This window comes from Pedobacter psychrophilus (assembly GCF_001652725.1).
Classification (GTDB): Bacteria; Bacteroidota; Bacteroidia; order Sphingobacteriales; family Sphingobacteriaceae; genus Pseudopedobacter; species Pseudopedobacter psychrophilus.
On record NZ_LWHJ01000022.1, the window covers coordinates 783,181 to 806,008 of the forward strand.

At 31.2% G+C, this 22,828-nt stretch carries 19 protein-coding genes and 1 tRNA gene; 10 read left to right on the top strand and 10 right to left on the bottom strand.

Annotated elements, in window-relative coordinates; translation table 11 throughout:
• Nucleotides 1-5: 5 nt before the first annotated feature.
• From A5893_RS08320 to A5893_RS08335, 4 genes are all read right to left on the bottom strand, one after another.
• Nucleotides 6-1,325: an NAD(P)/FAD-dependent oxidoreductase gene (locus tag A5893_RS08320; RefSeq protein WP_068822066.1), complete on the bottom strand. Its 1,320-nt coding sequence runs from the start codon at nucleotides 1,323-1,325 to the stop codon at nucleotides 6-8.
• Nucleotides 1,326-1,357: 32 nt separating this feature from the next.
• A complete protein-coding gene (locus tag A5893_RS08325) occupies nucleotides 1,358-2,179 on the bottom strand; it encodes a DUF547 domain-containing protein (RefSeq protein WP_198342289.1) in 822 nt (273 codons plus the stop codon).
• A gap of 151 nt (nucleotides 2,180-2,330) precedes the next feature.
• Entirely contained in the window at nucleotides 2,331-3,635 is a 1,305-nt protein-coding gene (gene murA / locus A5893_RS08330) for a UDP-N-acetylglucosamine 1-carboxyvinyltransferase (protein ID WP_068822067.1), read from the bottom strand.
• 85 nt (nucleotides 3,636-3,720) lie between these two features.
• Nucleotides 3,721-4,443: a DUF4290 domain-containing protein gene (locus A5893_RS08335; protein WP_068822068.1), complete on the bottom strand. Its 723-nt coding sequence runs from the start codon at nucleotides 4,441-4,443 to the stop codon at nucleotides 3,721-3,723.
• 202 nt (nucleotides 4,444-4,645) lie between these two features.
• Here A5893_RS08335 and A5893_RS08340 point away from each other — a divergent pair, with 202 nt between their 5' ends.
• Entirely contained in the window at nucleotides 4,646-6,091 is a 1,446-nt protein-coding gene (locus tag A5893_RS08340; protein ID WP_068822069.1) for a DUF2079 domain-containing protein, read from the top strand.
• A 1-nt stretch (nucleotide 6,092) separates the two neighbouring features.
• Here A5893_RS08340 and A5893_RS08345 read toward each other — a convergent pair whose 3' ends face one another.
• From A5893_RS08345 to A5893_RS08355, 3 genes are read right to left on the bottom strand one after another with little or no spacing between them, the layout of a single operon-like run.
• Complete coding sequence (locus A5893_RS08345) at nucleotides 6,093-6,731, bottom strand: uridine kinase family protein (RefSeq protein WP_068822070.1); 639 nt, start codon at nucleotides 6,729-6,731, stop codon at nucleotides 6,093-6,095.
• Entirely contained in the window at nucleotides 6,721-7,656 is a 936-nt protein-coding gene (locus A5893_RS08350; protein ID WP_232456827.1) for a DPBB and LysM peptidoglycan-binding domain-containing protein, read from the bottom strand. Before A5893_RS08350 ends, A5893_RS08345 begins: the two co-directional genes overlap by 11 nt.
• 16 nt (nucleotides 7,657-7,672) lie before the next feature.
• The gene (locus A5893_RS08355; protein ID WP_068822071.1) at nucleotides 7,673-8,422 is read right to left on the bottom strand and encodes a DUF4905 domain-containing protein; all 750 of its coding nucleotides are present in this window, start codon (nucleotides 8,420-8,422) and stop codon (nucleotides 7,673-7,675) included.
• Nucleotides 8,423-8,440: 18 nt separating this feature from the next.
• Here A5893_RS08355 and A5893_RS08360 point away from each other — a divergent pair, with 18 nt between their 5' ends.
• Nucleotides 8,441-9,775, top strand: coding sequence for an NfeD family protein (locus A5893_RS08360; RefSeq protein ID WP_068822130.1), 1,335 nt, complete (start codon nucleotides 8,441-8,443; stop codon nucleotides 9,773-9,775).
• A 62-nt stretch (nucleotides 9,776-9,837) separates the two neighbouring features.
• Here the strand turns inward: A5893_RS08360 and A5893_RS08365 are convergent, their stop codons facing one another.
• A complete protein-coding gene (locus tag A5893_RS08365) occupies nucleotides 9,838-10,923 on the bottom strand; it encodes a mannose-1-phosphate guanylyltransferase (RefSeq protein WP_068822072.1) in 1,086 nt (361 codons plus the stop codon).
• 10 nt (nucleotides 10,924-10,933) lie between these two features.
• A complete protein-coding gene (locus A5893_RS08370) occupies nucleotides 10,934-11,899 on the bottom strand; it encodes a KpsF/GutQ family sugar-phosphate isomerase (RefSeq protein WP_068822073.1) in 966 nt (321 codons plus the stop codon).
• 95 nt (nucleotides 11,900-11,994) lie between these two features.
• Here A5893_RS08370 and recQ point away from each other — a divergent pair, with 95 nt between their 5' ends.
• Together recQ and kdsA are read left to right on the top strand one after the other, a co-directional pair.
• Nucleotides 11,995-14,184, top strand: coding sequence for a DNA helicase RecQ (gene recQ / locus A5893_RS08375; RefSeq protein ID WP_068822074.1), 2,190 nt, complete (start codon nucleotides 11,995-11,997; stop codon nucleotides 14,182-14,184).
• Between the two features lie 237 nt (nucleotides 14,185-14,421).
• On the top strand, nucleotides 14,422-15,231 hold the full coding sequence (gene kdsA / locus A5893_RS08380) for a 3-deoxy-8-phosphooctulonate synthase (RefSeq protein ID WP_068822131.1): 810 nt from the start codon (nucleotides 14,422-14,424) through the stop codon (nucleotides 15,229-15,231).
• A 45-nt stretch (nucleotides 15,232-15,276) separates the two neighbouring features.
• On the opposite strand, the gene A5893_RS08385 is transcribed toward kdsA, so the two are convergent.
• The gene (locus tag A5893_RS08385; protein ID WP_068822075.1) at nucleotides 15,277-16,650 is read right to left on the bottom strand and encodes a hypothetical protein; all 1,374 of its coding nucleotides are present in this window, start codon (nucleotides 16,648-16,650) and stop codon (nucleotides 15,277-15,279) included.
• Nucleotides 16,651-16,675: 25 nt separating this feature from the next.
• Between A5893_RS08385 and A5893_RS08390 the strand changes: the two genes are divergently transcribed.
• The 6 genes from A5893_RS08390 (at nucleotide 16,676) to A5893_RS08415 (ending at nucleotide 22,183) form a co-directional block, all read left to right on the top strand.
• Nucleotides 16,676-17,464, top strand: a complete 789-nt coding sequence (locus tag A5893_RS08390) for an ABC transporter substrate-binding protein (protein WP_068822076.1) — start codon at nucleotides 16,676-16,678, stop codon at nucleotides 17,462-17,464.
• 208 nt (nucleotides 17,465-17,672) lie between these two features.
• Nucleotides 17,673-17,754, top strand: a tRNA-Leu gene (locus tag A5893_RS08395).
• A 73-nt stretch (nucleotides 17,755-17,827) separates the two neighbouring features.
• Nucleotides 17,828-19,171 (top strand): trigger factor, encoded by a 1,344-nt coding sequence (tig, locus tag A5893_RS08400; RefSeq protein WP_068822077.1) that lies wholly within the window; start codon nucleotides 17,828-17,830, stop codon nucleotides 19,169-19,171.
• 166 nt (nucleotides 19,172-19,337) lie between these two features.
• Nucleotides 19,338-20,045, top strand: a complete 708-nt coding sequence (locus A5893_RS08405) for an ATP-dependent Clp protease proteolytic subunit (protein WP_068822078.1) — start codon at nucleotides 19,338-19,340, stop codon at nucleotides 20,043-20,045.
• The gene (gene clpX, locus A5893_RS08410) at nucleotides 20,038-21,279 is read left to right on the top strand and encodes an ATP-dependent Clp protease ATP-binding subunit ClpX (RefSeq protein ID WP_068822079.1); all 1,242 of its coding nucleotides are present in this window, start codon (nucleotides 20,038-20,040) and stop codon (nucleotides 21,277-21,279) included. Before A5893_RS08405 ends, clpX begins: the two co-directional genes overlap by 8 nt.
• A 46-nt stretch (nucleotides 21,280-21,325) precedes the next feature.
• On the top strand, nucleotides 21,326-22,183 hold the full coding sequence (locus tag A5893_RS08415) for an AMP nucleosidase (protein ID WP_068822080.1): 858 nt from the start codon (nucleotides 21,326-21,328) through the stop codon (nucleotides 22,181-22,183).
• The last annotated feature ends 645 nt before the right edge of the window (nucleotides 22,184-22,828 follow it).

Below are 22,828 nucleotides of genomic sequence, written 5' to 3' on the forward strand. Positions count from 1 at the left end.
TGAGATTAAAAAACTAAAAATTTCTTTTTTGCGATTTTTACTTGATATTGAGGTTGAACCTTATTAAAATGTTCTACTATATCTTTATGATAGCTTTTGTAGAATTCCGGATCAAAAAATCCTTTATTAAGATTAGAGATACAATAGCCTATATCTTTTTTATTTCTAATCCAATCATCGGCAACAGTTTGTTTAAACCTGATACCAAAAAAGTTGAAACCTCTTAAAGCACCATCAGCTTTGTCAAAATTTGCTCTCATAGAAATTTTTCCATCCTTATGCTCCCAATAAAAGGTATCCTCATCTGATAAAGGTTCTTTCAGCATTATACCATAAGTCTGATATTCTATATCCAAAAATTTAGCGGAGTTAAACCAAATCCCTCTATCATATTTGGTTTTAGTGCCACAAATGGTGTTGGCTAAAGCTCTTCCTTGCATTTTGCCTGTATACCAAAGTTGCTCTACCGGCGGATGGTTTTCTTTAGGATTTCTAAACTGTGCACAATCGCCTAAGGAATAAACATCTTTAATATTAGTTTCTAAATAATCATTCACTAAAATCCCTCTATCTGTTTCTAATTTAGAATCTTTTACTAAAGAAATATTAGGACTTACACCTGCAGTTAATGCAACAAAACCACATTTTATTTCTTTTCCATCTTTAGTTATAATGGATTTAACTTTTCCATTTTCATCACCAATAATCTCTTTTAATTCTGATTTTGTAATCAGATTCATTTTATGTTCTGCAATATGCCTTCCCACTAATTCTGCTTCCTGCTTGGGTAAAATGCCTCCCCAATAAACGTTATCTCTAACTAAAATATGAACATGAATATTTCTTGAATGTAGCATTTCTGCCATCTCTATCCCTATCAAACCTCCACCAACAACAACTGCATCAGTAACACCTATTGTATTTTCTTCCATCAACTCCACATCTTGCTTGGTTACCATTCCTTGCACACCTTTTAAATCTTGCCCAGGCCAATCAAATTTATTAGTTATCGATCCGGTAGAAATCACCAATTTATCGTAACTAATTTCTTCGCCTTTTACAGTAAAAAGTTTTTTAGAGTCAAAATCTATGTTTTGGATATAAGCATTTTTAAGTTCAATTCTATTTTTGCTCCAAAACCAATCCTCATAGGGCTTGGTGTGCTCATATTTCATGTGTCCCATATAAATATACATGAGCGCCGTACGGGAAAAAAAATGGTCAGATTCTGCAGAAATTACTAAGATTTCATGATCGCTTTGTTTGCGAATATATCTGGCTGTGGTAATTCCAGAAATCCCGTTGCCAATAATTACAATTTTCATATAAATTTTGAACTTTAAATATATGAAAATTATTATTTCGAATTTAAATCCCAGTTATAATCCATATAACTAATATTTGTGTTTTTATTGATTTTTGTGCTGGAGTATTTATTTACAAAGTTTTCTACACTGCCTTCAGCTTTAATAAAATCTGCTTTATACCAATCAAAAAGCTTAGATAAAGAAGCTTTATCAGCTGATATTTTATTAAAAGCAGGATTAGTTAATGCTGCTTTTGTATTTAATGTTAGTAAACTTTGAATATTTGATGCAGTATAAGCCTGGTTTTGAAGAGTTGGACAAGATACAGCTGCACAATTAACAGCGAAATGGATACGTCCATCAAATAAATCGCTGCCCATTAATTTTTTCTTTTCGATATCATTTAATGATAGAGATTCACCATTAAATTTGTAAGGTAATATTACATCAAAAGCCTTTCCTCCATCTATTTTTAAAATAGATTTAGTTGGATAATTTCTTACTATTTTATCTATAACAGATGCATTATAAGCATTTATCCAATATGCGGTTTGCTCATTTTTTGAAAGCTTTGCTGGATTGATTTTCGTTAATAAGGTAATGTAATCCTCTAAAGAAGCTTTATCTTTTACAAAGGCAGCATAATCAACTTTACCTTTATCTGAAACATTTTTCTTTAACAATTTATCAAAAGCAGAATGATTTATTGATGCTATATCTTCTTTTAAATTCTCTTTTACAGTTGTTGCTTGAGGACTTGCTGCGGATTTATCTTTATTTTTTGTAGTTCCATTGGTACAACTGGCAGAAATTGCTACTATACATAATCCTGCAACTATTATTTTAACTTTTTTCATTATGATCTTTTCCATTTTAAATTTGATGAGTTAAATCAATTACGTTTAAAACCTATGTTAGGTTTTAATTAAAAAGAGATTTTTATTATCGATAATTAAAAAGTTTTGTTCAAAATTTAAGCCAAAAAAGCTATAATTAAAAACTCTCCTTATGGAGAGTCTTTAATTATAATCTTCTAATATCGGCGCCTAGAGCTTTTAACCTTGTATCAATATCCTGATAACCTCTTTCAATCTGTTCTATATTATAAATGGTACTTCTACCAGATGCAGATAACGCTGCGATTAGCAAAGAAACTCCCGCTCTAATGTCTGGAGAAGTCATTTCTATACCTTTTAGTTGATATTTTTTATCTAATCCTATAACTGTTGCTCGGTGTGGGTCGCAAAGAATTATTTGTGCACCCATATCTATTAGCTTATCAACAAAGAACAAACGGCTCTCGAACATTTTTTGATGAATTAATACCGAACCTTTAGCCTGTGTAGCAACAACCAAAACAATTGATAATAAATCTGGAGTAAATCCAGGCCATGGCGCATCTGAAACTGTTAAGATAGAACCGTCTATAAAAGTATCAATCTCATAACTTTTTTGTGCCGGGATGTAAATATCATCTCCACGCAGTTCCATTTGAATTCCTAATCTTTTAAAAGTATCTGGGATAATTCCTAACTCGTTATAACAAACATTTTTAATGGTTATTTCAGATGCAGTCATAGCTGCAAGCCCAATAAAAGAACCAATCTCAATCATGTCAGGTAACAAACGATGTTCTGTTCCGCTCAACTCGCTAACACCTTCTATGGTTAATAAATTAGAACCAATACCTGTTATTTTTGCGCCCATTCTATTCAGCATTTTGCAAAGCTGTTGTAAATAAGGTTCGCAAGCGGCATTGTAAATTGAGGTAGTTCCTTGCGCTAAAACAGCCGCCATTACAATATTTGCTGTACCGGTAACAGATGCTTCATCCAAAAGAATAAAAGTTCCTTTTAATTGGGTAGCATCAATATTGAAAAAACCAGTTTCTGCATTGTAAATAAATTTTGCTCCTAATTTTTCGAAACCTAAAAAGTGAGTATCTAAACGTCTTCTTCCAATTTTATCTCCACCTGGTTTCGGTATCGCTGCTCTACCATATCTTGCTAACAAGGGTCCAACAATCATGATAGATCCTCTTAAACTTCCGCCTTTTTGTTTAAAAGTTTGAGAATGAAAAAAATCTAAATTTATATTTGCTGCCTGAAACTCGTAAGTATCTTTAGAAATCCTTTTTACATCTACGCCTAAATCTTGTAAAAGCTCAATTAATTTATTTACATCCTTAATATCTGGGATATTACTAACGGTAATTTTTTCTTTCGTAAGTAAAACTGCTGATAATATTTGTAAAGCTTCATTTTTTGCTCCTTGAGGGATAATTTCTCCTTTTAAAGGTTTCCCTCCACGAATCTCAAATGCATTCATATTGCTGTATTGGTTTTAAAATTGGTTTAAAAACAAAATGTTCAATCGATTAAAATTGAACATTTATATAAATTTATAGGCTAAATTAATTAGACCTTCTGCCACCGCCACCGTTATTTGAATAACTTTTTTGGCGACCTTTATTATTGTTGTTATTACTCGGACGACTTCCTCCACTACTTCCACCTCGGCCACCAGTTTTTTGTGTTCTGCTACCTGTATTAGTATGAATGGTTGGTGGTTTGATTTCTACTTTATTTAAAACCACATTGGTTAAATCCAACTCTCCGTTAGATAAATCTCTCAAATCAGAAATGATTTGCTCGTCAGCAACATGATCTTTATTCCATAAAGTATAAGCCATTTTCATAAAATTGGCAATGGAATTAACCATATGTTGTTTTTTATCAGGCTCTGGAATTTCCTTTGCCTTCTTAATCATCAACTCTACAGTATGTCCGTAATGCTTAAATTTTATGCGTTTTTGTGGATATGATAAAGCTTCTGGCTTAAAATTCATTTCCTCGTTGGTAGGCGAAGCATAAGGAGAATCTACATCTATCTTAAATTGAGATATGATTTGTAAATGGTCCCAAAGTTTGTGTTTAAAATCAGGAACATCTCTTAAATGCGGATTTAAAAAACCCATCATATCAATTACCACTTGGGCATATCTATTACGTTCTTCTTTGGTAGGCAAAGCCACAATATACTCCACCATATTTTGCACATTACGTCCGTATTCTGCTAAAATCAGCTTTTCTCTAGAAGTGTTGTAATCGAAATCGTCTATTATGTTATTAATCATTTTAGAAATTTAATAGCTTTTTAAAGGAAAGCGATAAACCTATTTGGCAATTAGCCTGTAAATTTAATAAACCTTGGAGGTTTTAACGATAATATTTATTTTATAATTTTCATAGTTTGTAGAAAAATGAAAACTACTATTAATTTTACGTCTTAAATTTAGCATTCTTTTTTTGCTATTAAAATTAATTCCGTTTTAATATATGTTTTTACTGAAAGATAAAAAGTTTGTAATAGGTTTTCTTTTTTTCTTTTTATTCTCCTTGATCTCAATCGTCAATCATTATAGTTTAAGAACATTTTTTGATTTAGGCATGGTCAATCAGGCACTTTATCAAATAGGTAATTTGCAAAGCCCATTATTTACTTTAGGAATTGATGGAATAAATATGCCATTTTTAGCAACCCATTTTAGCCCGATTATTTATTTGTATTATCCTATTTTCTTAATTTTTGGCAGTTATACCCCGTCAGTTATTCAAATATTAATAATTTCTTTGGCAGGTTATCCAATTTATAAATTTTCAAAAATTAAATTAAATGAGACTTTAGCAAAGTATTGCCTTTTACAGTTTTATCTTATTTGGGGAATTTATGCTGCCTTAGCCTTTGATTTCCATAATAATGTTATTGGATCAATGATCTTGCCTTGGATATTTTTATATGCTGATCAAAAAAAATATCCACAATTGATTATTTCTAGTTTTCTAATGCTGATTTGCATGGAAACTTTTGGGATCTGGTTATTTTTTATTTTCTGTGTTTTATTTTTATTAGATCTTAAGAAATATAAAAAATTTAATCCTCAATTCCCAATTCTAGCAATTTTATCGCTAATCTATAGCTTAGCAATAATCTTTTATGTAATGCCTAGTTTGCAAAATACAGATCAAAATTTACAGTTTTTAAGATTTTCACATTTGGGTAACTCTTTGGGTGATATCGTTCTCAATTTATTTAATCACCCAGTTAACATTTTAAAAGCTTTTTATATCAATTTCAATGGTGGAGGTATTGCTTATCAGAAATTGATATTTATGTGTTTTTTGATATTTTCAGGTGGATTTTTGTTATATAAAAATCCAATTTTATTTCTAATGTTTTTTGTTCCTGTAGCTTTAAAATTTCTATCTAGTGATGTTAGTCTTTATGGTATTTATCATCAATACAGCATTGAATTTGTTCCATTATTAAGTTTCACTTTTATATTAGGGCTTGGTAAAATTGAAATTACACAGCAAAAAAAAATAGCCTTTTTTTGCTGTGTAACAACCTTATTTTCAACTTTCTTAAGTATGAGTTTTAGTTTGGGAGAATATGATTACAAAGCAAATTCTAATATTCTGAGTTTAAAACATTATCAATCTGGTTTAAACCTCAATTCTATAAAAGAAGATTTAAAGTTAATTCCAAATGATGTTAGCGTAAGTACGAGTTCTTGTTTATCGCCGTATTTATATAAACGGAGTAACTTGTATCATTTTCCTATCATAAAAGATTCAAAATATATTGCAGTAATTAAACAAAATAGAAGTACTTGGCCTATTACTGAAGAAGAGCATAAACAGAAGATTATGGAATTAAAAAATCTTGGTACATATACTGTATTAATAGAAAATAACGACTTGATAATTTTAAAAAAGAATTAGATTAAAACCCTAATTTCATTTTCAAATCTTTAGAAATCTCATCAGTAATATCTAAAATATGTTTTAACTCATTGGTAGAATTTTCAATGATATTATCACACCTTGTTCTATGTGGTAATAAGTATTCATTATAAGCAGGAATCACGTGATTTTGCCACTTGTACATCACGTCATCTTCAGAGTAACCTCTTTCTAATAAATCTCTTTTTAACCTACGCTCTAAAGCAATCTCTGCGGCAGCATCAATAAAAATACGACCATCAAAAATGGCATCTATTTTTTCATAATGATAAATGAATAAACCTTCTAAAATTAAAATAGGGGCGGGCTTAATCTCTAAAATTTTAGGGATTGCATGCGGATTGTTAAAGGTGTACTCTTTTTTATAAACGGTTTTATTATTCAATAGATCAAAAACATCGTTTTCAAACTGATTAACTTCTATACAGGTAGGTAAATCAAAATTATGAAGACGGTTTTCTTCGGGCGTCATTTCTCCCATTTGGATATAATAATCATCCTGAGAAACTAGGCAAACTTCTTCAGAAGAAAAATGATTTAAAAAACAATTGAGAAAGAATGTCTTTCCAGAACCACTTCCTCCGGCAACTCCTAATACGTAAGGTTTTTTAATTTTCATTCGGTACGCCGAAGGTTATATTGACTAAAAATCTTTTATCTAAAGCACCAATGGCATCTGCGGTAGCTTTTGTAACTACAATAATTACATCTTTTGTGGTCTCATTTTCTGTAAACCTGCCCACAACTTTAGCAAATACGCTACGGCTTGTCATGGGATTTGTGATTTTTATTACAGTTCCAACTGGCGCTGTACGATGTAACGCATAGCTTTTAGTAGCGTCTAAATTATTATCATCAATCCAAACTGCCAAACCCTTATCATTCATGGCGGTAATACCGTATCGGTTTTTTGGAATTTCAACACTGCTCTGAGAATCAGTAGAATCTAAATATTTAATTTTATTAGGATTTACAGGCTTATATTCAGGTTTTTTCTCGATAACAACTTGTGGTTTTCCTTTATCATTAACTTCTACTTCTTGTGTTAAGCTAACTTTTTCGTTAGAAATTACTTTTAATTTTTGCCCGATAGTTAAGCTGCTAGATTTTAAATCATTTAAAAGTTTAAGATCATCCACACGCATATTATATTTACTAGCAATGCTGTAAAGCGTTTCGCCTGCTGTCACTTTGTGTGTTATTTCTTTAGTTTTATCTGTCTCTTTATCTTTTTTAGGAGGAGTTGAAGTAAAAACTGTAGGAGGGCTATTGAAAGGAATTTGTGTAGGTATTTTTATTATTTCCGATGGTTGTAAACTCGCATTTTTATTATATTCCATAATAACCTGAGGGCTAACACCATATCTTCTGCCAATTGCGTAATAAGTTTGTTTAGGTTCTACTTTGTGTAATATCAGTTTTTTACCATTTAGATTTTCCACACCAATAGAATCCCTAAAAGAACTCGCTTTTACAGAAATTATGGACAAGAAAAATATAAAAAATAGGAGGTTTTTATAATTCATGAAATGATTTTTATTCATTTTAAAAATTTTGCAATTATACTAAATAACTCACAATTTCTGATTTGTTTTTAATAAAAATCAGTTTGCTTTGCCAGATAAAGAACGTATCAAAACTCTTCTTTGTTATGGCTTGGTTAATGATGTCTTCAAATAAAACAGCATCGTTTTTTTTAACGATGAGGTATTGGTCAAAATGATTTCCTTGTGGTTTATAACCTGATAAAATCTCTAAATCTTTATAAAACAGTTGGTGTTTAGTTTCCAAATCTAAATTTTCATCAATAATTTTCGGTAAAATAATCTCATTATTTAAAGATTTTAAAAAAATTAAATCTTCCAAAACAACAGTTTCTACTAACTCGCCATTATCAGAATTTAACAATTTATATTTTCTAGGATTAACCCTTGGGTCAAAAACAACCAATCCTTGCTGGGTAAATTGTTGCAGAGTTACGCTAAAATTTTGCCATAAAACTTTTTTCGATTTTAAATCTAATGCGATTATTCCCTTTTGCACAGGCGAAAATTCACTTTCAAAACCTGAAAGATAAAGTATCTGATTTTTAACAGTTTGAATATTTAAAAGCCAATCATCCTCCAAATAAAAATCTTGTAAGAGATATTTATGCCCTATAAAATCATAAGAATTAAAAAATACTTTTTTATCATTCGTTCTGCTTTCCCATACTATTGTTTCATTGTCATCATCTAAAATTATTTTCCAAATAATTTGATTTGATTTGGGTGAGTGTAAATGCTTTGCAGTATATTTAGAGGAAATCATCTTTTTGATGCAAAAATTATGAAAAGAATAATTAATGGAATTTTATTTTTAATAATATGCTTTAGCAGCACTAATATTTTGGCGCAAACTAAGGTTTATCAGTTAAATTTAAAAGAAGAAATAAATCCTGCAGCTTGGCGAGCTACTAAGAAAGCATTTGAAGCTGCAAAACAAAATGGCGCCACCGTAATGATTATTGATATGAATACTTACGGCGGTTTGTTAGATTATGCCGATTCTATCCGCACAAAAATTTTGAATAGTAATTTGAAAACGATAGTATATATTGATAATAATGCAGCATCTGCTGGGGCGTTAATTTCTATCGCTTGTGATAAAATCTATATGGTTCGTGGTGCTAGTATTGGTGCCGCAAGCGTGGTAAATGGAAATGGTGAAGTTTTACCTGAAAAATATCAATCTTATATGCGTGGCTTAATGCGTACAACTGCAGAAGCAAAAGGAAGAAATCCAAAAATTGCAGAGGCTTTTGTTGATCCTAATGTGGAAATAAAAGATATCAACGAGAAAGGTAAAGTATTAACATTTACCACTAATGAAGCCATAGCAAATGGTTTTTGTAATGGTGAAGCAAGCTCGATAAGTGATGTTTTAGCAAAAGAAGGGATTTCTAATTTTCAAAAAACAGAATATCAGCCTACCACAGTAGATTTTATTATTGGATTTTTAACAAACCCAGCCGTAAGCAGTATTTTAATACTTTTAATTATTGGAGGAATTTATTTCGAGTTGCAAGCACCGGGAATTGGTTTTGCGCTTTTGGTAACAATTGTTGCGTCATTACTGTTTTTTGCGCCACTTTATGTTGAAGGACTAGCCGCTAATTGGGAAATTTTATTATTTGTTGGGGGAGTGGTTTTGTTGATATTAGAAATATTCTTAATTCCAGGATTTGGGGTTTTAGGCATTTTGGGAATTATATTTATTATTATTGGATTAGCTATGAGCTTGATTTTAAACGACTTTTTTGACCTCAGCATCAGCGGAAGCGAACGAATAACACAATCTTTTTTAATTGTTTTGGCTTCGATGATCGCAGCAATCGCTTTATCTGTGATTTTTGGAGGAAATATTTTAAAGTCTGGCGCTTTCCAAAGATTGGTTTTAAATGATGAGCAGCAATCAAATGAAGGTTATCAAGTTAAAAAACCAAGGATAGAATTGTTAGGAAAGCGAGGTTTTGCAAAAACAGATTTGCGTCCTTCTGGAAGGATAGATATCGATGGCGAATGGTTTGATGCCGTTTCTGATGATGGTTATATTGATCATGGAACCGATATTATTATCTCTAAAATCGAGAATTATAATTTGGTGGTGAGGAAGGTTTCTTAATTGTAGAATAAAAAAAGGTCATTCTCCTTATTATAGAGAATGACCTTTTGATTTTAATATTGTTAAATATACTTTATACCAAATTTATGTTTAACATCCGCAACAACTTGTTTAACATGTTGTTCTTCGCTTCTTGGACAAATCATCAACATATTATTAGATTCTACCACAATAAAATCATGCAATCCGTTTAAGATAACTACTTTATCTTGAGGTACATTTACCATACAATTGGATGAATTGTACATGACCACCTTTTCTGCATTAATGACAGCGTTGCCTACGTAATCTTTATCAGCCAAATCATAAACAGAAGACCAGGTTCCTAAATCACTCCATCCAAATTCTGATGGCATTACATATACATTATCCGCTTTTTCCATGATCCCATAATCGATAGAAATATTGGTGCATTTTTGAAAAGCAGACTGAATAAATTCTTTTTCTGATTTAGAGTTATAATGAGATTTCCCATCTCTAAAAATCTCGCTCATGTCAGGTAAATAAGTATCAAAAGCTTTAATAATTTCTCCTACGCTCCAAATAAAAATTCCAGAATTCCATAAAAAATCTCCGCTATCTAAAAAAGTTTGAGCTATTTCTAAAGACGGTTTTTCTGTAAAGGTTTTAACTTTATGCAAATTATCAGTAATCGTTTCTTCAGAATATTGTATATATCCATAACCTGTATCTGGACGAGAAGGTTTTATTCCTAAAGTAATTAAACACTTATGTTCTTTACTGGCAACCAGGGCTTTATTAATGATATTAACAAAATTTTCAGTCTCTAAAATTAAATGATCAGAAGGTGCGACAACAATTTGGGCATCTTTATCTAACTGTTTAATTTTATAACAACCATAAGCAATACAAGGAGCTGTATTTCTCATAATTGGTTCCCCAATTATCTGATTGTCTATTAATTCTGGCAATTGCTCTTTAACCAAATCAAAGTAATTTTCGTTGGTTAAAATATAGATGTTCTCTACAGGTACAATTTTTTTAAATCTTTCAAAAGTATTTTGAATCAAGCTTTTTCCGGTTCCTAAAACATCTAAAAATTGTTTAGGATACGTAGTACGACTAACAGGCCAAAACCTGCTTCCCACACCACCGGCCATAATTAAAGCATAATTATTTTTATTCATTATAATTGGTTTAAATAATTCCTTCTTTTAGTAAATCATGCAAATGTACAACTCCATTATATATATTATCTTTTTTTACAATAAGTTGAGTAATGTTAAATTGCTTCATCATTGCTAAAGCATTAACAGCCATTTCATTGGCATCTATAGTTTTTGGGTTTTTACTCATAATATCTACTGCTTTTAAGTTTTCAAATGAATTATAAGTTTCCATCATCCTTCTTAAATCGCCATCTGTAATTACACCAGCCAATTCTTTACCATTAATAACTGCTACTACACCTAGTCTTTTTTTAGTAATTTCTAAAATAGCCTCTTTCACATTAGCAGTAATTTCTATCTCGGGTTTTTCGTTTTGTGCGCATAAATCGCTAACCTTTAAATAAAGTTTTTTACCTAAAGCTCCTCCAGGGTGATATTTAGCAAAATCGTCTTTTGTAAATGATCTACATTCTAACAAACAGATTGCCAAAGCATCGCCTAAAACCATCTGAGCTGTAGTACTTGTGGTTGGTGCCAAATTATGTGGACAAGCTTCTGTTTCTATAGTTGCATCAATTACGAAGTCAGATTGTTGGGCTAAAAACGATTGGGTATCACCAACAAAGCAAGCTAATTTGTTATTTCCTTGTTTCAATAGCGGAATCAAAACTTTTATCTCAGAAGTATTGCCGCTTTTAGATAAACACAAAACAAGATCGTCTTTTTGTATAATTCCAAGATCACCATGAATCGCATCTGCAGCATGCATAAAAATAGCGGGTGTGCCTGTAGAATTAAATGTAGCAACTATTTTTTGAGCAATAATAGCACTTTTTCCAACACCTGTAATAATTACCCTACCTTTTAAGTTTAATATGGCAAGAGTTAGATGTGCAAAATCGGGTTTTAATTGCTTAAGAAGTTGTTCTATAGCATTTGCCTCAGTTAAAATTGTTTTTTTTGCAACCTCTAATATTTCTTGTACTGATTTCAAATTGTAAAAGTTTATAATTAAAATATTATTATTTCACAAAAATATGTTATTTTGATGTCTAAAATCAGTATGGACTGTTTTTTTTGACTTTAATAATGCAGATTAAAAAATCTTTAATAGACAACCTACAAACTTTTTTCGGGTTTGACAATTTCAAAGGCGATCAGGAAGCTATCATAAACAGCATCTTAGAGAAAAACGACACATTTGTAATTATGCCAACTGGCGGAGGTAAATCTATATGTTATCAATTACCAGCATTAATGAGTGAAGGAACTGCCTTGGTTATTTCCCCACTTATTGCTTTAATGAAAAATCAAGTAGATCAGTTAAGAGCTTTTGGTGGTCGTGATAATATTGCACATTTTTTAAACTCATCACTTAACAAATCTGAAATATTAAAAGTTAAGGAAGATGTTTTAGCCGGTGAAACAAAATTGCTTTATGTTGCGCCTGAATCATTAACAAAACAAGATAATATAGACTTTTTAAAATTATTAACGATTTCTTTTGTAGCCATTGACGAGGCACATTGTATATCTGAATGGGGTCATGATTTTAGACCAGAATATCGTAAAATAAGGCAAGTAATAAATAATATTGGAGAAAATATTTCTTTAATCGCTTTAACTGCTACAGCTACTCCTAAAGTTCAATATGATATTCAGAAGAATTTAGGGATGACGGATGCTAACTTATTCAAATCTTCTTTTAACAGGCCAAATTTATTTTATGATGTACGCCCAAAAAGAGATGTAATTAAAGAAATTGTAAAATATATTAAAAGTCATTCTGGTAAATCTGGCATTATCTATTGCTTAAGCCGTAAAAAGGTAGAAGAAGTAAGCAACGCCTTATCAATTAATGGTATAAAATCTTTACCATATCACGCTGGTTTAGAGCCAAAAGTTAGAGCAGATACTCAAGATAAATTCCTGATGGAAGATGTTGATGTAATTGTAGCAACCATTGCTTTTGGAATGGGGATAGATAAACCAGATGTTCGTTATGTAATTCATCATGATATCCCGAAAAGTATGGAAGGCTACTATCAGGAAACGGGTAGGGCAGGCAGAGATGGTGGAGAAGGAATTTGTGTGGCTTTCTACTCAGAGAAAGATGTAGATAAGCTAGCAAAATTTATGAAAGATAAACCGGTTTCTGAACGTGAAATTGGTACACAAATATTAAAAGAGGTAATTGATTACTCAGAATCTGCTGTTTGCAGAAGAAAGCAGATTTTACATTATTTTGGAGAGAACTTTAATGAAGTTGGCTGCAATAATATGTGCGATAATTGTAGGGCAAAGAAAGAGCATTTTAGTGCAGAAGATTATTTAAAAACAGTCTTAACTTTTATTCAAGAAAATGGAGATAAGTTTGATGATCAATATATTATAAACGTTCTTTTAGGTTTAGAAACAGCTCAGATTCAATCTTATAAACATCATCAAAGCGAGTTTTTTGGAATTGGAAAAGAACAAGGTTTACTACTTTGGAAATCTGTTTTAAGACAAGCTTTATTAGATAATTTTATTATTAAAGATGTTGATAATTTTGGATTAGTGCGCATATCTAAATCTGGTGAGAAATTTCTAGAAAGTCCATATCCATTGCGTTTCATCATGAATAGGGAAATGGAAAGTGCACAAAGCGATGAGGATAATGCTGCACAACAAGGAAGTGGAGCAGTTGATGTGCAACTTTTGCAATTGCTTAAAGATTTGCGTAAAAAAATTGCCAAACAAAAAAACTTACCTCCATTTGTTATATTTCAAGACCCATCCTTAGACGAAATGTGTACACATTATCCAATTAATATGGATGAGCTAAAACATATTTCTGGAGTTGGAAACGGGAAAGCCGCAAAATTTGGTACTACTTTTATAGAGTTAATAAAAAAATATGTTGAAGATAATGACATTGATCGTCCGATAGATTTTGTTGTAAAAACTACTGCAAATAAGTCTGCGCTAAAGGTTTCCATTATTCAAAATATCGATAGGCATATATCTTTAGAAGACATTGCAGCTTCAAAGGGTATCAGTTATGAGGATATTTTAAAAGAAGTAGAGTCTATTGTGGGCTCAGGCACAAAGCTTAATCTTAATTATTTCATCGATGAAGTTATTGATGAAGACAGGCAAGACGAAGTTTTTGACTATTTTAAAACAGCCGAAGTAGACTCAATAGATGATGCATTATCAGAATTGGGTTCTGATGATTACAACAGAGAAGAAATACAGTTGATGCGCATTAAATTTATGTCGGAATTAGGAAATTAATTTATTAATTAGGGATATTATTGGGCTATCCTGGAAATGTTTAAAATAATAATTTGGGCGTTTTTAACGGGCTATCCACTTTATTTTTTTGTAAGAACAAAAAAAGCCAGTCCGACTGCTGGCGAAGATGCCGTTCCTATCCCTAACGCAAATCCTACAAAATTCAAAACTATAATTAGATTCAAAATTCATTATTATCTTCATTCATTCAAAATTCATTCCTCAATCATTAAAAAGATGTTAAACATCCCCAAATTAAAATATACCAATACTCAAAATTTCTTTTTAATGGCAGGCCCTTGCGCAATTGAGGGAGAAGATATTGCTTTAAGGATAGCGGAAAAAATAATAACCATTACGGATAAACTAGAAATTCCTTACATATTTAAAGGTTCTTTTAAAAAAGCAAATAGATCTAGAAAAGATTCCTTTACAGGGATTGGAGATGAAAAGGCGCTTAAAATTCTTGAAAGAATCGGCAAAGAATTTAATGTCCCAACCGTAACAGATATTCATGAAAGTACGGATGCAGCAATGGCAGCCGCTTATGTTGACGTTTTGCAAATCCCAGCTTTCCTTTGCAGACAAACAGATTTATTAGTTGCAGCAGCAGAAACAGGAAAATTTGTAAATGTGAAAAAAGGTCAATTTTTATCCGCCGGTTCTATGAAATTTGCAGTTGATAAAATTATAGAAAGTGGCAATAACAATGTTATTTTAACCGATAGAGGTAATACTTTTGGCTACCAAGATTTGATTGTGGATTATAGAGGAATACCAGAAATGAGATCTTTCAACGTACCTGTAGTGATGGATTGCACACATTCTTTACAACAACCAAATCAGGCTTCAGGAGTTACGGGCGGCAAACCTGCTTTAATTGAAACCATCGCAAAGGCAGCAATAGCAGTTGGTGCAGATGGTCTGTTTATTGAAACCCACGACGATATCAAAAATGCAAAATCTGACGCCGCAAACATGTTAGATTTAACTTTATTGGAAGATTTACTGAAAAAATTAATAAGAGTAAGGCAATCAATTTTATAGAGAATAAAAAAAGATTAAGCTTATTAAAAATTCAACTTAATAAGTTTAATCTTTCTTGATTACATCACCTTTAAAACTTTGCATTGAATCTGTGTAATCTTTAAAATCTGTGGTATCACGACTATAAAAAATCTCCCAAATCATAAACAATCCTAAAATAATATACTCAACCAAAACCAACCACAAACTCTCATCATAAGGCTCAACACGATAAGTGTAATAACTCAAGCAAATTAAAACAGACCATATCAAAGCAAACCTCCATTTTACAAATGGAGTTAGAGCAACTAAAATTAAAATGTACCAAGGGTGTACAATTGCTCCAAATATACAATAGGTAAACATCACCCAAAAAATGCCTTCTAAAATGTTCTTGCTTTTTAAATAAGAAATCAAGAAACCTATTAATGAAAGTCCAATCAAAATTTTACTGGTAAAAGCAATCGGATTATATCCTAAAAATTTCCATCCAACTGCTTTTAAAATTTGATAAATACTTCCATTAAATTCAAATTTTCCATAATAAAGTTGAATGCTTGAGATTAAATTTTCTAACAATTTTAGGTTATGAATAAAAGGTAAAAACAAAATCAAGACTACAAATCCACAAATAATACCTGCATAAATTGTTTTTTTCCATCCAATGTATCTAATAAAAAGAGGCAGAAAAATAATTGGTAATAATTTGGTACAAACCGCCAAGCCTAATATCACTGAGCTCAGAATCCATTTATTATTTAATAAAAGCCAAATACTCCACAACGTAAAAAATATCATCACCACTTCAAAGTGTAGATTACCAATAAACTCTATAATCACTAATGGATTTAAAGCATAAAGAAAAACCAACCTTTCATCCTTTTTAAAATAAGTTAACAGCTTCCGGATAAAATAAATATTTCCAAAATCAAAAAGTATGAGAAAAACTCTCATAATTACAACCGAGCCTAATAAGTTTCCTTTTCCGGGAATGGCACTCAGCATAAAAATAACTTGATTAATTGGAGGATAAACAGAAAAATAATTTGGGGAGTTCATCTTTTGGAATAACAAAGTATCCACCCAATCATATTTAAAAGACATCAACTCTTTTGGTGTGTAACTAAAAGGATTAATTCCATGTAATATTTGGCTGCCATCCCAAATAAACCGGTAAAAATCATCACTCAAAATAGGGACAGAGAATAGTAAGATTACTCTACTGATTATGGCTAAATAATTATTTTGCCATCTCATAGATGGGTTATTAAACTTATATAAAATAATGAAGTAGGATATGAAAAGAAAGGAGAATCCTACCCAAATAGAAAGAATATCTTTTCTATCTGAATTAAAATATCCTAAATTTAGAATTCCAGTGGTTATTAATCCTGATAAGAAAACCCAACCAAAAGAAAATTTATTATTAATCTTATCCATTAATTGCTGATCCCATCATTATTAAATGAATACAAAAACGTTTAAAGATCAATTAAATCGAACCGTCAAAATCAATTTTCCTCCAAAAAGGATAATCTCACTTGTTCCTTCGCAAACAGAATTACTGTTTGATTTAGGTTTAAATGAATATATTGTTGGTATTACTAAGTTTTGTATTCATCCCAAAGATAAATTTAAAAACACAACCAAAATAGGCGGAACAAAAAATCTCGACTTAAATAAAATAAGAGAATTAAAACCTGATTTAATCATTGGTAATAAAGAAGAAAACCAAAAAGAAGAAATCGAAATTTTAACCAAAGAATTTCCTGTTTGGATGAGTGATATTTTCAATATTGATGATGCAATAAATATGATTGAGACAATAGGGGAGATGGTTGATAAAAAACAAGAATCAATAAATCTTTCTAAAAATATTCTACAATTTTTTAATAATATAAGTATAAATGAAAACGAACTTAAATCAACAATATATTTCATCTGGCAAAATCCAAATATGTTAGCCGGACAACAAACATTTATTAATGAGATGCTTAAATATTGCGGATTAAAAAACTTAATTAAAGAAAATAGATATCCTACATTTTCAGATTTAGAGTTAAAAGGCTTAAATCCAGAAGTGGTTTTCCTTTCGTCCGAACCTTATCCATTTAAAGAAAAACACATTAAAAATTTCCAGCAAATATGGCCATATGCAAAAATAAAATTGGTGGATGGAGAAATGTTTAGTTGGTATGGCAGCAGATTATTAAAAGCCGTATCATATTTTCAAAATCTACCGAAATCTTTTTAATTATATCTGTGAGATACTTTAAATCTGTGAAATCAAGAAACTAATCTGTGAAATCCGTTAAATTTGTGTAATCAAGAACATAATCTGTGAAATCTTTTAAATTGGTGCAATCACGAAAAAAAATCCATCTAATCTCTTGCAATAATCTTAACAAATCCTATCTTTGCAATCCAAATTAGAAACACCTAATATTGGAAAAATCCTAAATGCGGAAGTGGCGTAATTGGTAGCCGCACCAGACTTAGGATCTGGCGCTTCACGGCGTGGGGGTTCGAGTCCCTTCTTCCGCACATAAATCCAATCCCTCCCACAAAATGGGAGGGATTTTTGTATCACACAAACCGAAAAAGAAAATATCACATAATGAATATTACACAGGAAAAAACTGACGACTTAAACTCAATTGTTACCGTTAAAATTACTCCAGATGATTATCAAGAGGCAGTAAATAAAAAAATTAAGGATCAGGCAAAAAAAATGAAACTTCCAGGTTTTCGCCCGGGTATGGTTCCTCCAGCGCATGTAAAAAAAATGTACGGTAAAAGCATTTTGGTAGAGGAGATAAATACCATGCTCTCAGAAGCTGTAAATAATTATATTCAACAAAACGAAATTGAAATATTAGGTCAGCCCTTACCTAAGCAGGATGATGCCTCATTTAACTGGGATTTTAATGATGAGTTTGTTTTTAATTACGATTTAGGTTTAGCTCCAGAGGTTAATGTAGAATTTTCTGCTAAAGATAAATTAACTCAATATAATATTAAAGTTGATGATGAAACATTAGCGGCTCGTACAAAAAGCATTAGAAGAAGCTATGGTAAAATGACCAATCCAGAAATTGTTGCCGATGGAGATGTGATTTTTGGAGAATTTATTCAGCTTAACGCCGATGGTTCTGTGTTTGAAAATGGAATCAACGTAACTACTTCTCTAAGGTTAGATGCCGTTAAAGATGCTACCATATTAAAATCTCTTATCGGATTAAAAAAAGGAGATGTTATTGAGTCTTTTGATTTAGTAACTGCTGTTGATGATCAAAAATTATTAATAAAAATATTAAAACTAGAAGAAGAAAATCCAATTATTCCAGAATCTAAATTTAAACTGACTGTAAAAAATATCAACAGATTAGAAGAATCAGATTTAAATCAAGAATTTTTCGACAAACTTTTTGGAGAAAACTCAGTAACAACTGAGGAAGAATTTAAAGCAAAAATAACTGAAGAGCTAGAATCAATGATGGCTCAGGATGCTGATAAAAAATTAGCTGCAGATTTATATAAATATGGTTCAGAAAAAGCAACAATGCCTTTACCAGATGAATTTTTAAAACGCTGGTTAAAGGTTGCAAATAAAGAAGTTAATAATGAGGAATTAGAAAGCGGTTACAATGATTTTGCTAAAAACTTACGTTGGACATTGGTTGAGAACAAAATCATGAAAGACCAAAAGATTGAAATCAAATATGAAGATGTATATCAATTAGCAAAAATAAGATTAGATGCTCAATTCAGAATGTATAGTCCTCAGGCACTTTCAGAAGAACAGTTAGGTCAATATACTGCTCAATTTTTACAGGATAAAGAGAATGCAAATCGTATTTTTGATGAAGTAAAAGCCCAAAAAGTTTTTGATTACTTAAAGACAGTAATCACTTTAGATAAGCAAGATATTGACTATAATAAATTTCAAGAATTGAAGTAAACCAAACAAGGTGTAAATTTTTAAAGGCAACCTATTTAGGTTGCCTTTTACATATATATTAAAATCAAAAATTTTACCTATAATTGATAAGCATTTTAGCATTTATCAAAACATTTATTCAATTTGGCGTTATAATATTAAACAAATTCTAATACAACAATAAGACATGAATATAGATAAAGATGAATTTCGTAAATATGCTGTAAAACACCACAGAATTGGAGGTTTACATGTAGATAAATACATCAATAATACTCAAGGAATATTCAGACCTCAAGGAATGACTCCTTATATTATAGAAGAGCGTCAGTTAAACGTTGCTCAAATGGATGTTTTTTCTCGATTAATGATGGATCGTATCATCTTTTTAGGTGATGCAATCTATGATCAAAATGCAAATATCATCCAAGCACAATTGTTATTCTTACAGTCTGCAGATGCTAAAAGAGATATACAAATTTACATCAACTCTCCAGGTGGTTCTGTTTATGCAGGTTTAGGTATTTATGATACCATGCAGTTCATCTCTCCAGATGTTGCAACAATATGTACAGGAATGGCAGCTTCTATGGGTGCAGTTTTAATGTGTGCTGGTACAAAAGGTAAAAGAGCTGCATTGCCTCATGCTCGCATCATGATTCACCAACCATCTGGTGGCGCACAAGGAGTAGCATCTGATATGGAAATCAATTTGCGTGAGATGCTAAAACTGAAGAAAGAACTTTACGATATTATTTCAAAACACTCTGGTCAAACTTACGAATGGGTAGAGAAAGCTTCAGATAGAGATTATTGGATGAAAGCGGAAGAAGCTAAAGATTTTGGTATGGTTGATGAGATATTAGTGGCAAATTCAGAAAAAAATAATGACTAAAAATCAAAAAGATATAAAATGTTCGTTTTGTGGTGCTGGCAAGCAAGATAGCTTAATGCTTATTGCTGGGTTAGATGCGCATATTTGTGATAAATGTGTCGGACAAGCAAATGATATCTTGGCAGAGGAGCTAACCTTGAAAAAGGGTAAAAATATGAGCCCTGTGCTTACCTTGCTAAAACCATTAGAAATAAAAGAACACCTTGATCAATATATTATTGGTCAAAACGATGCTAAAAAAGTACTGGCTGTTGCCGTTTACAATCACTACAAAAGATTAAATCAAAAAATTGGTAAGGATGAAGTAGAGATTGAAAAATCTAACATCATGATGGTAGGAGAGACTGGCACTGGTAAAACATTACTAGCTAAGACTATCGCAAAAATTTTAAATGTTCCTTTTTGCATATGCGATGCTACAGTATTAACTGAAGCGGGTTATGTTGGTGAGGATGTAGAAAGCATACTTACTAGATTATTGCAAGCTGCAGATTATGATGTTAATGCAGCAGAAAGAGGTATTGTTTATATTGATGAGGTTGATAAAGTAGCTCGTAAAAGCGATAACCCTTCTATTACAAGAGATGTTTCTGGTGAAGGTGTTCAACAGGCATTATTAAAAATCTTAGAAGGAACAATTGTAAATGTTCCGCCTCAAGGCGGTAGAAAACATCCTGATCAAAAAATGATCCCAGTAAATACCAATAATATTTTATTTATATGTGGTGGAGCATTTGATGGCATCGAGAAAAAAATTGCTAATAGACTAAGAACCCAAACGGTTGGTTATAAATTTAAAGCTGATAATGATGATGTTGATTTAAAAAACCTATATAAATACATTACACCATTAGATTTAAAAGCTTTTGGGATGATTCCCGAATTGATTGGCAGGGTTCCAGTAATAACTCACCTTAATCCACTTGATAGGGAAACCTTATTATGTATTCTAACAGAGCCAAAAAATTCATTGGTTAAACAATACACTAAATTATTCAGTTACGAAAATATTCAACTAGAATTTAAAAAAGACGTTTTCGAGTTTATTGTTGATAAAGCAATGGAGTTCAAATTAGGGGCAAGAGGATTGCGCTCAATCTGCGAAGCAATTATGATAGATGCCATGTTTGAAATGCCCTCGCAAAAGCATGATGATAAAAAACTAATAATAGATCTGAATTATGCCAGGGAGCAATTTGAAAAATCAGACATTAAAAAATTAAAAGCAGCATAACACAAAAATCCCGATAGAATCGGGATTTTTTTTAAAACATAATTTTATGAACGAAGAAAAAGATATTAAGAAGAATCCAACTGAAAGTCAATCTCATAAAGAGGTTTCGTCACCAATAAAAAAAGGATTAAAATCTAAAGAAGACATTGTCGCTAATTGGCTTCCAAGATATACTGGTCGACCGTTGAATGAATTTGGGCAGTATATATTACTAACCAATTTTTCAAAATATGTTCAATTATTTTCCGAATGGCATGATAATGCTCCTATATATGGATTAGATAAGCCAATGCAAAGCGTAACTGCAAACGGAATAACAATCATAAACTTCGGCATGGGAAGCCCATTAGCGGCTACTATGATGGATTTGTTAACAGCAATTACAACTAAAGCAGTATTATTTTTGGGTAAATGTGGAGGTTTAAAAAAGAAAAATCAAATAGGTGATCTTATCTTACCAATTGCAGCAATTCGTGGTGAAGGTACATCAAACGATTATTTGCCTGCCGAAGTGCCTGCACTTCCTGCATTTGCACTTCAAAAAGCAATTTCAACTACTATTAGAGAACATTCTCGTGATTATTGGACGGGTACGGTATATACAACCAATCGCCGAGTTTGGGAACATGATCGCGAGTTTAAAAAATATCTTAAAGAATTAAGGGCAATGGCTGTAGATATGGAAACTGCAACTGTATTTGTTACTGGCTTTGCCAATAAAATACCTACTGGTGCAATATTGTTAGTTTCAGATCAGCCAATGATTCCAGAAGGAGTTAAAACTGCAGAAAACGACTCTTCAAAAACTTCAGCAGAACATATCGAATCTCATTTAAGAATAGGAATAGATTCTCTATTACAACTCATTAATAAAGGACAAACAGTTAAACATCTTAAATTTTAGATTTTGTGAAGGTGCTGATACCATTCTTCGGTAATTGTAGCCCTCAACTTGATCCAATGCCCCTCTCAAAAGGGGCATTTCAATTACCATCCGATTTATTTGGTTGAAGACTGTTCAAGAATAATAAATTTAACTTGGTTGTAATCATACAGTACCATAAAATAAGAATTTCCAAATATTTTAAATTATCTCACTATTTATAAAAGTTACTTATTAAATAGCAATCAAATGATTCGCTCAAAATTTAACCATGCTTAGAATGCAGTATTTGAATAATATCATTATTTAAATTATTACATCACATTATCATCTTGTTAATAAATATTTTAAATAAAAGATAATATAGACTTGTGTTTTAAAGTTAAAAACCACATCTTTGCACTCCGCAAACGCAAGGATTGCAGTATATTGAAATAAGCAGCAAACAGTTAAATAATTAGAGATATTTATATGTAACATGACATAAAAATATATTTAAATTAATTTGTTTAATACAATAAATTAATACACTTTTGCAACCCGTTAAAAGCGGAAATTTTTAATCCGAAAGGCTTTAAAAAATAAAAAAAAAGATTTGGAAGTTAAATAAAATAACCACATCTTTGCACCCCGAACAAAAGGGAAACACAATCGGAGCGATTCCGA